Origin of the sequence: Cellulophaga baltica (genome assembly GCF_018861125.1) — a bacterium.
GTDB lineage: Bacteria > Bacteroidota > Bacteroidia > Flavobacteriales > Flavobacteriaceae > Cellulophaga > Cellulophaga baltica_A.
Window position 1 is genome coordinate 19,494 of sequence record NZ_JAHKQN010000013.1, and the last position, 15,630, is coordinate 35,123.

Consider the following 15,630-nt stretch of genomic DNA (forward strand, 5'->3'; position numbering starts at 1 on the left):
AAATAACTTATTTGATAAATGCTTCTTTTAATAATCGGTCAATTATCTCTTCAGTCATATCAGGATAATTAACCTCAACCCGAGCATCTGAGTTTACCCAATTCTTGATCTTTTCAAGATGCTTATTTTTAAGTGCTTTTATAACCGATACTCCCATTTCTTTTAAGGCCACAGCATTACACTGTTGTTCATATTGCCCTTTCATAGGTATGACCATTAATTTTTTATTTAAGAATAGTGCTTCTGCTGGTGTTTCAAAACCGGCACCACAAAGCATACCGGTACAAGTTGCCATACTTTCTACAAAAGCTTCATTGGTAATTGGTCTTATCAAAACATTTTCATCACGAACCGTATTTCTATGATGCTTTGAGAATACTTGCCATTTTACATTTTTTACTTGCGATAAAACACTTACTATTTTCTCATCGCTATATGACGGTAAATACACGGTGTAATGATCTAGAGTTTTAACCGCAGCATTTCTAATATCTTGTCGAATAACAGGAGTGAAAGTCTGACTTGAATACGAATTAAAATGAAAGCCGTATTGCTTTGTTGTAGGTGCATATTTTTTAAGTATTAATTGCCCCATCGGATCAAATTTCTTTGGTTTAGGACTTTCTTTCATCAATACTGCAGCTTGATGACTCAAGCTTATGCACGATTTATTCTTCAATTTACATGCCCATGCCGTTACAGGTTCAAAATCATTAATAATTAGATCATAAGAATCAATAGGTAAACTCTTTACTTCTTTTTGAAGTCTTTTAGAATTTGCTCTTATGTATGTTTTCCAAATATCTACACCTCCTCTTTTTCCGAAAATAAAACTCAAGCCTTTTAACTGATAAGCTATTGGGTACGGAATACTTATATCTGCCTGTGTTCCGCTTAATAAAATATCTAACTCTATATTCTTTTTTTGTAACAAAGGAATAATATCTCTTGCTCTACTTAAATGCCCGTTTCCTGTACCTTGAATTGCGTATAGAACTTTCATATACTATTAATTAATATGTAAATTTACATTTGTTTGCCTTTTTTAAAGAAGTAGAATAGTCTGGATGAGTATCAAAATTTAGTCTGATAGCACTTAAAACATAAAAAGCAAACTCAATAATCATTGGTTAATATTGATTCTACCAAAGATTAAAATTTATATATAATCGTAATACAACAAGAGTTTAAGAATAGGTTATCAGTTTGTTAAGTATAAAAAAAGAGGCTTAAAGCCTCTTTTTAAATTGTATTGAAAATATTATTTTATTTTAAATCAGTAACAAAATTTTCTAATGCCTTTATAGTTGCATCTATATCTTCATACGATAAAGCATCATTTAAAAAATAGCTTTCAAAAGCACTTGGCGGTAAGTAAACTCCATTACTTAACATACCGTGAAAATACTTTTTAAACGTTTCATTATTTCCTTTAGCAGAAGATTCAAAATCTACTACTGGCTCATCTGTAAAATGAACAGATATCATACTTCCAAATCTGTTGATTTGATGTATAATTCCTGCATCTGTCAACACTTTTGATAATCCTTTATGCAGGTATGCTGTTTTATCTGCTAGACTTCTAAAAATTTCAGGATTATTATTCAATGCTGTTAACATTGCCAAACCAGCACTCATAGCTAATGGATTACCACTTAATGTTCCTGCTTGATAAACTGGTCCTTCTGGTGCTAATTTTGCCATTATTTCTTTACGTGCAGCAAAAGCACCTACCGGTAAACCACCACCAATAACTTTACCAAAAGTTACAATATCAGCATTAATACCTAATACTTCTTGGGCTCCACCTCTAGCTAATCTAAAGCCAGTCATTACCTCATCAAAAATTAAAAGAATACCTTCTTTAGTACATAACTCTTTTAAGCCTTTAATAAACGCCTCTTCAGGAATTATACAACCCATATTACCAGCAATAGGTTCTATTATAATAGCTGCAATTTCATTTTTATTTGCATCAACAAGTGCTTGAACACTTTCTAAATTATTATAGCTAGCAAGCAAAGTATCTTTTGCAGTACCTTGTGTAACTCCTGGACTATTAGGGCTACCAAATGTTACAGCACCACTACCTGCTTGAATTAAAAAAGAATCTGAATGCCCATGGTAACAACCGGCAAATTTTATAATTTTATCTTTACTTGTATAACCACGAGCTAAACGTATAGCACTCATACAAGCTTCCGTTCCACTATTCACGAAACGAATTTTATCAATATTAGGCACCATAGAAACTGCTAATTTTGCTAACTCTGTTTCTATTTCAGTTGGCATACCAAATGAAGTTCCTTTTTTTGCTTTTTCAATTACAGCTTCAATTACGGGCTCATAAGCATGACCCAAAATTAACGGACCCCAAGAGGCTATATAATCTATCAATTTATTCCCATCTTCATCGGTTAAATAAGCTCCTTTAGCTTCCTTAACAAATATTGGCGTTCCACCAACAGCTTTAAAAGCTCGTACTGGTGAATTTACACCACCTGGTATATATTCTTGTGCTTCATTAAATAACGCACTACTTCTTTGGTATTGCATGGTACTTATTTTTTTAATGTTTTAACAACTAACTTTTGACCTACTGCTAAATTGCTATTTTTCAAATTATTCATTTTCATTATTTCATCAACCGAAATAAAATATCTTCTTGAAATAGAATACAAAGTATCACCTTTTACTACTGTATGTGATTTTACTTCATATTCTTTTGCTGTTCTTGTTACCTTATACCCTGCATTACGTACGTAAGCATCATATTTATATAACTGGTATTGTTCTATAAAAGAGATTAGTTTACTTGGGTATTTACGATCTGTAGCATAGCCAGCTTGCTTTAGGCCTTTTGCCCAATTTCTATAGTCATCATTATCTAAATCAAACAAAAATGAATAGCGTGCTCTTGAAGATAAAAACTCACTATGGTCACGGAAAGAATACATTGGGTGGTTGTACTTTCTAAAACATTCCCCTTTTTCGTCATCGTCATGAAAATCATAATCACCTTTCCAACCTGTATGGCATTTTATACCAAAATGATTGTTTGTTTTTTTAACTAATGTACTTCTACCTGCTCCACTTTCTAATATACCTTGTGCAAGTGTAATACTCGCAGGTATGCCATAAGCTTTCATTTCAAACTGAGCAATTTCGGCAAATGTTGCAATATATTCTTCAACAGAATTTATAGGAAATTTAACAAACTCACCCGAATCTTCTGGTAACACATAAACATCGCCATTATCAGTATGTATTTCTTCTAGCTTCTCACTTTTATGTGCCGTAGTAGAGCTACTTGATGTTGTGTTTGTTGTTCTTTTATGAGACTTACAGGCTGTAAAAACAATAAGAACAGCCAGTATAGTAATCTTTTTTATCATAATAATAGTAAGGGTGAATTTTTCTTTTTCAATTTTGTATTCATGCCTGCAATACCTTGTAAACCGCCAGTATGTATTGCTAAAATTTTTGTTCCTGGTTTAAAATAATCTTTCTGAATTAAATCTAAAATACCGTACATCATTTTACCTGTATAAATAGGATCAAGCGGTATATTAAGTACTAACTTAAAATCATTTATAAAATCGATTAATTCTTCTGAGACTTTCGCATAACCTCCAAAATTGTAATCAGAATTTAAGCTCCAATTAGATTTGTCGGTAAATTTACGAATATCTTTTTGTAAAAAATCTCCCTTAAGTGCTGGAAAACCAATTACTTTTTGATTTTCTTTAGTCGAATTAATAATTCCTGCAATTGTACCACCAGTACCAACTGCTGTGCAGATTACATCGAAAGACTCATCTTTATCACTTAAAATCTCTTGACAACCTTTAACTGCCAGTTGATTTGTACCGCCTTCAGGTAAATTATAAAATTGACCAAATTCAGCTTCTAAAACTTGTAAAGCAGTTGTCTTATCTTTTGTTCTGTACCATTCACGAGAAACAAATTTAAAATGCATTCCATTGGCATTTGCAAAAGAAAGGGTTGGATTTTCTTGCCATTTATCAGCAAGTTCTTCGCCTCTAATGACACCTACTGTTTTTATATTATTTTCTTTACCCGCATATGCTGTTGCTGCAATATGATTGCTATACGCACCACCATAGGTAACAATACTATCAAAGTTGTTCTTTTTTGCTTCATTTAAATTATACTTAAGCTTTCGGTATTTATTACCCGAAATAAAAGGGTGCAATTGATCTTCCCTTTTTATAAAAAGAGTGATTTTTTTATCTTCTAAAAGCTTAGATTTTATTTGTTGCTTATTGCTTATCACTTAATACTCTATACTTTGAGGGTTCAAAGATATTTAATAAACCCTAAAGGCTTACGTTCATTAAGGTAATTTAAATTTCTTTCATTAGCGTAAGCTTCTCTCTCAAAACTAATATTTTGATATGCTTTATAAGTATCTAAATATATAATAGACCTTATAACCCACTCTAACATATAAATAAAATAAAATGGCAATAGAAATAATTCGCCTTGCTGCTTTAAATGTATTCGTTCATGATTTATTAAAACAGTATCTTCTTTCAAAGAACTATTTTTAACTATGATAAAAGGCCATAAGCTTAGCCCTACATAGTTTTTAACAAAGAAGAATTTTGATACTAAAATCATTATACATTTAATTTCATGCTAAAGATAAGAGCTAAAAGCATGCCATTTGTTTATAAAGATATAAATTCGACCAAATGAAATATTAAACTTTGCATAAAATTAAGGTTAAAGTTTACTAGAATACAGCTAAATATTAAAAGATAAATTAAATTTACAATACACCATAAACCTGAATGAAAGAAAGAATACCCATTGAAGAAGGTGATTATTACCTCTCAAATGAAGGCTATAGAGTTTTTACAAAACAATACCATTTAAAAAGAGGTTATTGCTGTGAAAGCGGTTGCAGACATTGCCCCTATGGGTATGATAATAAAACAAATAGACAAAACAATTGATGGTTTTACGGCATGATTGTTGTGATTAAAAAATAGTAACCCAATATGATAAGATTATGAAATTGATTAAACTTTTTGCACTACCTGTGCTCACGCTTCTCTTTTTAAACTCATGTACATCTGTTCGCGTTTTAAGTGATTATGATACTAATGCTGATTTTAATTCATACAATACATATGCTTTCTATAAGACAGGTATTGACAAAGCTCAAATTTCTGATTTAGACAAGAAACGAATTTTACGAGCTATTGAAGCCGAGATGGATTCTAGGGGTTTTAAAAAATCTGAAAAGCCTGATGTGCTTGTAAGCATTTTCACTAAAGAAAGAGAACAAGTTGATGTATACAACAATTACTGGGGCGGTGGTTTCGGTTGGGGTTGGAATCCTTATTTTTATGGTGGCCGTGGCCCACGTGGTATGGGAATGTATGGAGGAAACCAAGTTAGCACAAGAACTGAGGGTTCTTTATATATAGATTTAATTGATGCTAATGATAAACAGCTAGTTTGGCAAGGTAAAGGTGAGGGTTCATTATACCAAACAAAAAACATTCAAAAGAAAGAAGAAAGAATAAATGAGTTTGTATTTGAAATTCTAAAGGCATATCCGCCACAAACTTCAAATTAAAAATACTTAAAAGCCCGTTAGTTAACGGGCTTTTTCTTTGTTAAACTTTAACTAAAAAACAAGACTAAAATTTTAATCAAAATACATTTTGAATACATTTATTCAAAATATATAAAAGCTTATGATTAAATATTATTTGGTCTCTCTTTCCCTTATCACATTATTACTTACTTCTTGTAATGATTCTGCTAAGAAACAACAACAACAACAACCAGAAGCTACTCCTACTCAAGTTGTCGAGGACATAAAAGTCTATAATTATGATGGTTTAGATCCTTTACTTCATAAAAATGATGACACTACATATATCATTAACTTTTGGGCAACATGGTGTGCACCGTGTGTAAAAGAATTACCTCATTTTCAAGAATATTATGAACAACATAATCACGAAAAAATGAAAATGATTATGGTAAGTATGGATGACCCTAAAGACATTACTTCGAAAATTACACCTTTTATTGAAAAGAAAAATTTACAGCAAGAAGTTATCATATTAGATGACCCAGATGCTAATACATGGATTGATAAAATTAACCCTAATTGGTCTGGCGCGCTACCTTTTACTATTATCTACAATAAAAATAAACGTGCTTATTTTGATACTCCTTTTAATAGTTATGAAGAATTAGAAAAAGCTGTTCAACAAACAATTAAACAATAAATAAATACCTTAAATATGAATAATTATAACTTACGTTTTGTAAAAAGATATGCATTTGCTCTTGCTCTGCTTAGCTTTTTATCTTTTTCAGTAGTTGCTTGTAAAGACAAAAAAGAAAATGCAACAGCTTCCGAACAAACAACAAATGAAGATGGTCAATCTGATAAAATGAGTCCTCCTCCAGGAGATCATAAAGGCCCACCTCCAGGTGATAGAAAAGGACCGCCAAAAGGTGGTGGTGGATCACCAATACAAACTAAAACTTTAGACGAAATTGGTGGCTACAAAATTGGAGATACAGCTACCGATTTTGAACTTAAAAATATTGATGGTGAGACAGTTTCTTTAAGTGATTATAAAGATGCTAAAGGTTATGTTGTTGTTTTTACATGCAACGAATGCCCGTTTGCTAAAATGTACGAAGAGCGTTTAATTGCATTAAACAATACTTATAGCCCAAAAGGATATCCTGTTATAGCCATAAACGCTAACAACCCTGAAGATCACAAAGGTGAAAGCTATGAAGATATGCGGGCTAGAGCTAAAGAAAAAGGATTTACTTTCCCATATTTAGTTGATGAAGGTCAAAAAATTCAACCTTTATACGGTGCTGTTAGAACTCCTCATGTTTTCTTATTAGATGGTGATATGAAAGTACAATACATTGGTGCTATTGACGATAACTCTAGATCTGCTGAAAATGTAAAAACTAAATATGTTGAAGATGCTATTGCAGCATTAGAGAAAGGCGAAAAACCAAACCCTAATTACACAAAGGCTATTGGTTGCCCAATTGTACATTAAGAAAAAGATTTAAACACAAAAAAGCCTGAATTTAATTAATTCAGGCTTTTTTATTTATTTAAAAATAAGATAGTAGGTATTTCTTATTTTAATACTGATTACTATAGGAAACGGTTGTTACTTCTTGCCCTTGTTCATTTTCAATAGTTATTAAGTTATCTTGGCTTGAATTAGAATCATCAGTTACTGCATATACTGCACATGAAACTACTAAAACAGTGAAATAAATTATACTTTTTGCTTTTTGTGACATAATCTGGAGATTTTAATTTCATTTTAAAGATAAAATTATAAATCACCCACTTTCATAAAATGTTGCGAACTCACATTTTTTGTATGTGAAATAAAATCATGTTGCATTTCATCGATAAAACCGAAAATATAAAATTACAAAGGCTTTAAATTTTATAAATAACTTGTAATTACGAGTAAATTAATTAGTCTTTAATTAAAGTAGAAAAATTATCTTCAACCACATTTCCATTATATTCTAAAGTCCACCCCATAGAATTTGTAAGAATGTAAAATTTAGATAATTCACTTAATAATCGGTTTTGTGCATTCGTTATTAATGTAGATTGCTCTACTTTTTTTAATAATGATGCACGAACGTTTTTCTTTATTTTATTATAGTCATTTGCGTTAAACTGATTTAAATAATCAGCAGTAACATCATAATATTCAAAATCAGGATTTAATTTTATTTCTGGTTCAGGAATACTTTTTATAATTAAGGTTTTTGATGCTTCATCAATCTGAAAATCAATCTTACTTAAATCATAGGCAACTGTTACATCTGCATTAACGACAACTAATGCTTTTTTTTGAGCTGTAATTAAAGGTCCAAAAAGCTGTTGAGAATCTTTATAATTGTAAACCTCAGCAAAATGACCTTCAGTAACTACTAGTTTTGATACATTATCTATTTGTTGCTGAATTAACATTGAGTTTTCTTCAAGTATTGATTTGTCTTTTGATGTTTCGCTACAAGATTTATAAATAAAGACAAATGCTAAAGTTACTACTGCGCCTATAATTATATTTTTCATGCTTCAAATTTCATAAATGGATATACTTTCTGAATACGAGTAATTTTAACACCAAGCTTTTTTAAAAATTTTTGATGTTGTTCTGAAACAGCATTAAAAGGCCTATGTGCTATACTTTTTTGAATTATATCTACTTCATTAATTACATCTAAAACTAAGGGATTAATCCAAACATTTTTGAACTTTTCCCAAATATAATTGACTGCAATTGAATTTGGATGCACCATATCATCAGCATAAAAGCGATAATCACGAAGTTCATCCATCATAATCTCATAACTAGGAAAATATGAAATAGCCTCTTGTTTTACTATTTGATGAATTGCAGTTAATAAATGTGCTTTACTATGTTGGTTCTCAACAAACCCATCTTTTATATGTCTTACTGGTGATACTGTAAACACAAATTGCGCATCAGGGTTAATAGATTGTATTAAGGTAACAATACTATTTAGACTTTCTTGTATTGTAGCCCCAGAGAGTAGTTCTTTCGTAAATTCTTTCTGAGGTACTTTATGGCAGTTTGCCACTAAAGCCTTGGTTGTTTTAAATCGATACACCCAAGCTGTACCTAAAGTGATAAGAATATGTGACGCTTTTTTAATTTGCTGAAGGGTTACTTCTAATGCAGTATTTAAATTATTTAATAATTCTTCTTTTGAATTTGCTGAAAGGTTAGAATGTGCATCATAACATTGCCAACGCTCATTTAAATAAAATACATCTTCACTCGTATATGTATTTTCATAAATAGCCCTTGTAACTAATGTTTCAATTGCCTTAGGATTAAATAAAATTCCAAATGGGTTTTGTACTGACTGAAACTTAAAATAAGAAAACTTATCTCCAATATTTTCTACAAAACAAGAACCTAACATTAATAATTGACTGTTGTAATCAATTTGATTATTTGCTTTAGCTAGAGGAATTATTGTTTGAAGTTTCATATTTATAAATTAAAAAGACTTAATACGGCATCTTTTTCAAAGATACAATACTAAGTCTTTTTACAAATACTATTAAAAACTACAAGTAAGCTTTCGCATTTGCGATAGCTTCATCAATACCTGCTGGGTTCTTACCACCTGCAGTCGCGAAGAACGGTTGGCCACCGCCACCACCTTGTATATATTTACCTAATTCACGAACTACAGTTACAGCACTCATCTCTTTACTTGCAACAAGCTCTTTAGATACATAACATGATAGTATTGCTTTACCATTATTTTCAGAAGCTAATAACAAGAATAAATTATCTTTATTACCTCCCATTTCAAATGATAAATCTTTAATACCACCAGCATCTAAATCTACTTTTTTAGCCAAAAAGTCTATTCCATTGATTGTTTCAATCTCATTGAGCAAATCACCCTTTAAGTTTTTTGCTTTATCTTTTAGTAAAGCTTCAATCTCTTTTTTAAGCTTAGCATTCTCTTCTTGTAATGAAGTAACTGACTTTAGGGGGTCTTTTGTGTTATTTAAAATATTTTTAACTTCAGAAAGTGTTTGGTCATTTTCTGTATAAAAATCTTTAACTGCATCTGAAGTAATCGCTTCAATTCTACGAATACCTGACGCTACTGCTCCTTCTGATTTTATTTTAAAATGCCAGATATCTCCTGTATTTTTAACATGAGTACCGCCACATAGTTCTATTGATTTTCCAAAACGTATTGTGCGAACAGCATCTCCATATTTTTCACCAAATAATGCCATGGCACCTTCTTCAACTGCTTGTTCCATTGGCAAATTTCTACCTTCTTCTAATGGCAAATTACCATCTATTCTTGCATTTACAAATTGCTCAACTTCTTTTAATTGATCTGCTGTTACTTTTGAGAAGTGAGAAAAATCAAAACGTAAATATTTAGAATGTACCGCAGAACCTTTTTGCTCTACATGCGTGCCTAATATTTCACGTAGTGCTTGATGTAACAAGTGCGTAGCAGTATGGTTTGCTTCGGTTCTTCTACGTTGTTTTTCATCAACTACAGCTTTAAATGTTTCTGCAGTATTGTTTGGCAAGTTTTTAGTGATATGAATAATTTCATTATTCTCTTTTTTAGTATCAAGCACATAAACAACATCACCGTTTGATTGCTCTAAATACCCTTTATCACCAACTTGACCACCACCTTCTGCATAAAAAGGCGTTAAATTAAATACCAATTGAAATTGCTCTCCGTCTTTTTTAGAAGTAACTTTTCTGTACTTAACTATTTTTACATTAGCCGATAATAGATCATAACCAACAAATTCTTGTTCAGAATCATTTAGTAAAATAGTCCAATCATCTTTTGATACTTCTGATGCAGAACGCGAACGATTTTTCTGTTCTTGCATTGCAATATCAAAACCTTTTTCATCTAAATCAAAACCTCTTTCACTTAAAATAAGAGCTGTTAAATCTATCGGAAAACCATATGTATCATAAAGTTCAAATGCTTTACGGCCATCAACTTGTTTTCCTTTTGTATTAGCAATAATAGAATCTAACAACACTAAACCTTGGTCTAAGGTTTTTAAGAAAGAATTCTCTTCTTCTTTAATTACATTCTCAATAAGTTGTTTTTGACTCTTTAATTCCGGAAAAGCCTCACCCATTGTATTGCAAAGTACTTCTACCAAACGATACATAAAAGGCTCTTTTGTATCTAAAAATGTAAAACCGTAACGTATAGCTCTACGCAATATTCTACGTATTACATAACCTGCACCTGTATTACTTGGCAACTGACCATCTGCAATTGAAAAAGCTACTGCTCTAATATGATCGGCAATTACTCTAATTGCAATATTTATTTTTTCATCTTTACCGTAAGTACCATTGGTAATGGTTTCAATCTCTCTAATAATTGGTGTAAATACATCAGTATCATAATTAGATTGTACATTTTGCATTACCATACACAAACGCTCAAAACCCATACCTGTATCAACATGCTTTGCTGGTAAAGGTTCTAATGATCCGTTTGCTTTACGGTTGTATTGCATAAATACCAGGTTCCATATTTCCACCACTTGTGGGTGATCCATATTTACTAATGAAGCGCCTGATACTTTTTCTTTTTCTTCAATAGAACGAATATCTACGTGAATTTCAGAACAAGGCCCGCATGGCCCTTGATCACCCATTTCCCAAAAGTTATCTTTTTTGTTGCCAAAAAGAATTTGAGATTCTGGTACTATTTTTTTCCAAAGTTCTAAAGCCTCTGAATCTTGCTCTAACTGATCCGCATCTTTACTACCCTCAAAAATGGTAACATACAGACTATCTTTGTCAATTTTACAAACCTCAGTTAAAAACTCCCAACTCCAAGCAATAGCATCTTCTTTAAAATAATCACCAAAACTCCAGTTACCTAGCATTTCAAACATGGTATGGTGGTAGGTGTCTTTACCAACTTCCTCTAAATCGTTATGTTTACCACTTACACGCAAACACTTTTGACTATCAGCTACACGAGTAGATTTAGGCACCGTATTACCCAAAAAGAACTCTTTAAACTGGTTCATCCCAGCATTAGTGAACATTAATGTAGGGTCATCTTTTATAACCATAGGTGCAGAAGCAACAATTTTATGACCTTTCCCTATGAAAAAATCTAAAAATTTTGAGCGTATTTCTTGAGATTTCATTCTTTTGTTTTTATTGTTACTTGCCTAACTACATATATAACACCCTAAAAAACATAAGGTTTTTATAATTTTAACTAATTCTGCAAAACAATTTTTATATTTGTTTATTAACTTAATTTTTAAAGCACAAAAATAGGATAAAATCCATTTATGTCTAAAGTAAAATATTATTACGATCCAGATACTTTATCGTATCGAAAAATAGAAGCCCAAAAATCTAAAAAATATAGGAATATAGGCCTATTTTTATTAGGCTCTTTTTTATTCGGTTTACTTGGCCTTACTATTCTTTTGAATACTACTATAATAAATACTCCAAAAGAATTATCACTACAGCGCGAAGTTAAAAACTACGAATTACAATTTGAGCTTTTAAATAGAAAAATGATGCAAGTTGAAGAAGTACTTGCAAATATTGAAGATAGAGATAACAATATATACCGTTTGTATTTTGAGGCAAACCCAATACCTGAAGAACAACGTAAAGCTGGTTTTGGTGGTATTAACCGTTACAAATCATTAGAAGGTTTTAATAATTCTGATATGATTGTCGCTACTACAAAGCGAATGGACATTATTCAGAAAGAAATGGTAATTCAATCGAAATCATTAGATGAAATTACTAAGCTTGCTAAAGAAAAAGAAAAACTACTAGCTGCTATACCTGCTATACAGCCTGTTAAAAATGAAGATTTAAAACGTATGGCTTCTGGTTATGGCTGGCGTTCTGACCCATTTACAAAAGCTAAAAAAATGCACTGGGGAATGGATTTTAGTTCTCCTAAAGGAACACCTATTTACGCAACTGGTGACGGGAAAGTTACTCGAGCAGATAGTAATTCTTCAGGATATGGAAATCATATTCGAATAGACCATGGTTTTGGCTATGTGAGTTTATATGCCCATTTAAGCAAATACAATGTTACTTCTGGCAGAAGAGTAAAACGTGGTGATTTAATTGGTTTTGTAGGTAGCACTGGTAGGTCTCAAGGGCCACACCTACATTATGAAATTTTTAAAGACGGCGAACGAGTTAATCCTATTAATTTCTATTACGGAAGTTTATCTGCCGAAGAGTTTGATAACATGCTGAAAACAGCTTCTCAAGAAAATCAATCATTAGATTAATGCATATAGATCTCCCTGAAAAAAGATATTATGGTATAGGCGAAATTGCGAAAGCTTTTAACGTAAATACGTCATTGATTAGATTCTGGGAAAAGGAATTTGACGTATTGCAGCCTAAAAAAAATGCTAAAGGAAACCGTAAGTTCACACCTCAAGATGTGAAAAACTTACAGCTTATTTATCACTTGGTAAAAGAGCGTGGTTTTACTTTAGATGGTGCTAAAACTCACCTAAAAGAAAGTAAAAGCCAAACATTATCTACTTTTGATATTATTCAAAAATTAGAAGGTGTCAAAGCTGAACTTATTAAAATAAAAAATCAACTATAACTATAAATAAACATTAAAATGAAAAAAGGATTAATCGCGGTTATTGCTATTGTGGGCATAATTGCAATTTTAGGAATTTGGTACGTAAATACAAGCAATGGATTAGTAGAAATGGAAGGTCAAGCAACTAAGCAATGGGCAAATGTTGAAAGTTCTTACCAACGTAGAAGTGATTTAATTGGCAATCTAGTAAAAACAGTACAAGGTGCCGCTGATTTTGAAAAAGGGACTCTAACTGATGTTATTGAAGCACGTGCTAAAGCAACATCAACATCAATAAATGCAAATGATTTAACTCCTGAAAAAATGGAAGCTTTTCAGCAAGCACAAAGTGGGCTTACAGGTGCATTAAGTAAATTAATGGTAGTCGTTGAACGTTATCCTGATTTAAAAGCAAACCAAAATTTTCTTGAATTACAATCACAAATAGAGGGTACTGAAAATAGAATTAACGTAGAAAGAAATCGATTTAACGATTTAGCTGGTGATTACAATATTAAAATAAAGAAAATGCCTACTAACATTATTGCTGCTCTTGGTGGTTTTGATGCCATGTCATTATTTAGTTCAAATGCAGGTGCTGAAAATGCTCCTGACGTGAATTTTGATTTCAACTAAAATTTACACCAATGTCTAAAGTAGAAGACTTTTTAACAGCTGAAGAAGAGCAAGAAATTGTACAAGCTATTGTTGAGGCTGAAAAAAACACTTCAGGCGAAATAAGAGTACACCTTGAAGCGCACAGTGAAATAGAACATTTTAAACGTGCCCAAGAAGTTTTTCATTTTTTAAAAATGGATAATACTAAAGAAGAAAACGGTGTACTTATTTATGTGGCAGTAAATGACAAAAAGTTTGTGATTTATGGCGATAAAGGCATTGACAAAGTAGTACCTGATAATTTTTGGGATACTACAAAAGATACTATTCAAGCACAATTTGTACAAGGAAATTTTAAACAAGGGATTATTGATGGCATATTAAAAGCTGGCTTTGAACTTGAAAAACATTTTCCTTGGCAACATAATGACACAAACGAACTTAGTAATGAAGTTTCTAAAGGGTAATATAATCATCCTGTTTTTATTGGTTTTTGGTTTTGGCTATAGCCAATTTCAAATACCAGAAAAGCCTAGTGACCAAAAAGCGGTTTACCAATACATAAGCCTCTTATCTGTTGCGCAACAAAATAGTTTAAATCAAAAACTCAAACATTATGCAGATAGTACCTCAACACAAATTGTAGTGGCCATTATAGGCTCTACAAACGGCGAAGGTATTAATTACTTAGGTGCACAATGGGGACAAAAATGGGGCATTGGGCAAGATGGCAAAGACAACGGTATTTTACTTTTGCTTGCCAAAGATGATAGAAAAGTTGCTATCAATACGGGTTATGGGATTGAAGGCTCTATTACTGATGCTTTATCTAAAAAAATCATAGAACAGGTTATAATTCCTGAGTTTAAAACAGGCGATTATTACAATGGTTTAGACCGAGGTACAGATGCTATTATAATGGCACTGAATGGCGAGTTTTCCGAAAACAGAAACTTTGAAAACAACTCTTTTCCTTTTCAAAAAATATTGCCTTTTATTATTTTTATCGTAATTATTATTATTCTTACCAATAGAAACCGTGGTAACGGCAACAGCAACGGAGGCAATAGAGGAAACCGTTCTGGCGGGTTTGATATCTGGGATGCTATCATACTTAGTAATATGGGTCGTGGCGGACACAGCTCTGGAGGCGGAAGCTTTGGCGGCGGTGGTTTCGGTGGAAGTGGTGGCTTCGGTGGCGGTTTTGGCGGAGGCGGTTTCGGCGGAGGCGGTGCTTCTGGTGGTTGGTAAACTTTAAAAAGCAACCTTTTCTAAATATTACATCTTATTAAAAAAATAACCATGAAAAAATTACTTCTATTACCTCTATTCTTATTACTAACTTTTTGCGGTAGTGATGACGGTTCAGAAGATTGCAGTGCCATATCTTGTGAAGGAGGACCAAATTTACTTATATCGGTAATCAATAAAACGTCTGGAGAAAATTTATTTTCTAATGAAACTTACACCGCTGAAGATGTAACGATTACAGATGCAAATGGTGATACTGTAACTAGCTTCGAAGTTTCTAATGGATATATTTACATACAAGTTTTAGGTGTTGAAAATGATATTAACACATATATATTAAACATAGCTAATGATATTACTATGACTACCGATGTAGAACTTATTGAAAACAATACCACTGGTTGCTGTAGCTATCCAGTAAAAGTTGGAACTATAGATTTAGTGGCTTCTCACGAAACAGAAGTATCAGAAAGTTCAATTATTATTTATGTTGAGTAATGCTATTTTAGGGCTAGAAATCTCAATCCACTAATTCTATAAACAAAAGAGCTATTA

General features: G+C 31.9%; 19 protein-coding genes. 10 read left to right on the top strand and 9 right to left on the bottom strand.

What is annotated here, in order from left to right; genetic code table 11:
• Positions 1-7 precede the first annotated feature (7 nt).
• The 5 genes from KO500_RS02830 to KO500_RS02850 all read right to left on the bottom strand — a co-directional run bounded on the left by KO500_RS02830 (position 8) and on the right by KO500_RS02850 (position 4,644).
• Positions 8-1,003: a glycosyltransferase family protein gene (locus tag KO500_RS02830; protein WP_215954989.1), complete on the bottom strand. Its 996-nt coding sequence runs from the start codon at positions 1,001-1,003 to the stop codon at positions 8-10.
• 263 nt (positions 1,004-1,266) lie between these two features.
• Positions 1,267-2,556: a glutamate-1-semialdehyde 2,1-aminomutase gene (gene hemL, locus KO500_RS02835; RefSeq protein ID WP_215954990.1), complete on the bottom strand. Its 1,290-nt coding sequence runs from the start codon at positions 2,554-2,556 to the stop codon at positions 1,267-1,269.
• Positions 2,557-2,561: 5 nt separating this feature from the next.
• Entirely contained in the window at positions 2,562-3,395 is an 834-nt protein-coding gene (locus KO500_RS02840) for a glucosaminidase domain-containing protein (protein ID WP_215954991.1), read from the bottom strand.
• The gene (locus KO500_RS02845) at positions 3,392-4,297 is read right to left on the bottom strand and encodes a 1-aminocyclopropane-1-carboxylate deaminase/D-cysteine desulfhydrase (protein WP_215954992.1); all 906 of its coding nucleotides are present in this window, start codon (positions 4,295-4,297) and stop codon (positions 3,392-3,394) included. Before KO500_RS02845 ends, KO500_RS02840 begins: the two co-directional genes overlap by 4 nt.
• A gap of 23 nt (positions 4,298-4,320) precedes the next feature.
• Positions 4,321-4,644: a hypothetical protein gene (locus KO500_RS02850; protein WP_215954993.1), complete on the bottom strand. Its 324-nt coding sequence runs from the start codon at positions 4,642-4,644 to the stop codon at positions 4,321-4,323.
• A gap of 173 nt (positions 4,645-4,817) precedes the next feature.
• Here KO500_RS02850 and KO500_RS02855 point away from each other — a divergent pair, with 173 nt between their 5' ends.
• From KO500_RS02855 to KO500_RS02870, 4 genes are all read left to right on the top strand, one after another.
• The gene (locus tag KO500_RS02855) at positions 4,818-4,982 is read left to right on the top strand and encodes a DUF5522 domain-containing protein (RefSeq protein WP_215954994.1); all 165 of its coding nucleotides are present in this window, start codon (positions 4,818-4,820) and stop codon (positions 4,980-4,982) included.
• Positions 4,983-5,038: 56 nt separating this feature from the next.
• On the top strand, positions 5,039-5,611 hold the full coding sequence (locus KO500_RS02860) for a DUF4136 domain-containing protein (protein WP_215954995.1): 573 nt from the start codon (positions 5,039-5,041) through the stop codon (positions 5,609-5,611).
• Positions 5,612-5,732: 121 nt separating this feature from the next.
• Positions 5,733-6,275 carry a TlpA family protein disulfide reductase gene (locus KO500_RS02865; protein WP_215954996.1) on the top strand — a complete coding sequence of 181 codons (543 nt, stop codon included), beginning with the start codon at positions 5,733-5,735 and terminating at the stop codon, positions 6,273-6,275.
• Positions 6,276-6,290: 15 nt separating this feature from the next.
• On the top strand, positions 6,291-7,079 hold the full coding sequence (locus tag KO500_RS02870) for a thioredoxin family protein (protein WP_354668430.1): 789 nt from the start codon (positions 6,291-6,293) through the stop codon (positions 7,077-7,079).
• Between the two features lie 88 nt (positions 7,080-7,167).
• On the opposite strand, the gene KO500_RS02875 is transcribed toward KO500_RS02870, so the two are convergent.
• The 4 genes from KO500_RS02875 to alaS form a co-directional block, all read right to left on the bottom strand.
• On the bottom strand, positions 7,168-7,332 hold the full coding sequence (locus tag KO500_RS02875) for a hypothetical protein (protein WP_215954997.1): 165 nt from the start codon (positions 7,330-7,332) through the stop codon (positions 7,168-7,170).
• A 184-nt stretch (positions 7,333-7,516) separates the two neighbouring features.
• Positions 7,517-8,128 (bottom strand): DUF4230 domain-containing protein, encoded by a 612-nt coding sequence (locus KO500_RS02880; protein WP_215954998.1) that lies wholly within the window; start codon positions 8,126-8,128, stop codon positions 7,517-7,519.
• Positions 8,125-9,075, bottom strand: coding sequence for a GSCFA domain-containing protein (locus tag KO500_RS02885; RefSeq protein ID WP_215954999.1), 951 nt, complete (start codon positions 9,073-9,075; stop codon positions 8,125-8,127). Before KO500_RS02885 ends, KO500_RS02880 begins: the two co-directional genes overlap by 4 nt.
• A gap of 79 nt (positions 9,076-9,154) precedes the next feature.
• On the bottom strand, positions 9,155-11,767 hold the full coding sequence (gene alaS / locus KO500_RS02890; protein ID WP_215955000.1) for an alanine--tRNA ligase: 2,613 nt from the start codon (positions 11,765-11,767) through the stop codon (positions 9,155-9,157).
• 150 nt (positions 11,768-11,917) lie between these two features.
• Here alaS and KO500_RS02895 point away from each other — a divergent pair, with 150 nt between their 5' ends.
• From KO500_RS02895 to KO500_RS02920, 6 genes are read left to right on the top strand one after another with little or no spacing between them, the layout of a single operon-like run.
• Positions 11,918-12,895 carry a M23 family metallopeptidase gene (locus tag KO500_RS02895; protein WP_215955001.1) on the top strand — a complete coding sequence of 326 codons (978 nt, stop codon included), beginning with the start codon at positions 11,918-11,920 and terminating at the stop codon, positions 12,893-12,895.
• The gene (locus KO500_RS02900; protein ID WP_215955002.1) at positions 12,895-13,224 is read left to right on the top strand and encodes a MerR family transcriptional regulator; all 330 of its coding nucleotides are present in this window, start codon (positions 12,895-12,897) and stop codon (positions 13,222-13,224) included. Before KO500_RS02895 ends, KO500_RS02900 begins: the two co-directional genes overlap by 1 nt.
• Positions 13,225-13,242: 18 nt before the next feature.
• Complete coding sequence (locus KO500_RS02905; protein ID WP_215955003.1) at positions 13,243-13,842, top strand: LemA family protein; 600 nt, start codon at positions 13,243-13,245, stop codon at positions 13,840-13,842.
• An 11-nt stretch (positions 13,843-13,853) separates the two neighbouring features.
• The gene (locus KO500_RS02910; RefSeq protein WP_215955004.1) at positions 13,854-14,291 is read left to right on the top strand and encodes a TPM domain-containing protein; all 438 of its coding nucleotides are present in this window, start codon (positions 13,854-13,856) and stop codon (positions 14,289-14,291) included.
• Positions 14,272-15,075: a TPM domain-containing protein gene (locus KO500_RS02915; protein WP_215955005.1), complete on the top strand. Its 804-nt coding sequence runs from the start codon at positions 14,272-14,274 to the stop codon at positions 15,073-15,075. The genes KO500_RS02910 and KO500_RS02915 overlap by 20 nt, the downstream gene beginning before the upstream one ends.
• A 51-nt stretch (positions 15,076-15,126) precedes the next feature.
• A complete protein-coding gene (locus KO500_RS02920) occupies positions 15,127-15,573 on the top strand; it encodes a hypothetical protein (RefSeq protein ID WP_215955006.1) in 447 nt (148 codons plus the stop codon).
• Positions 15,574-15,630: the final 57 nt, after the last annotated feature.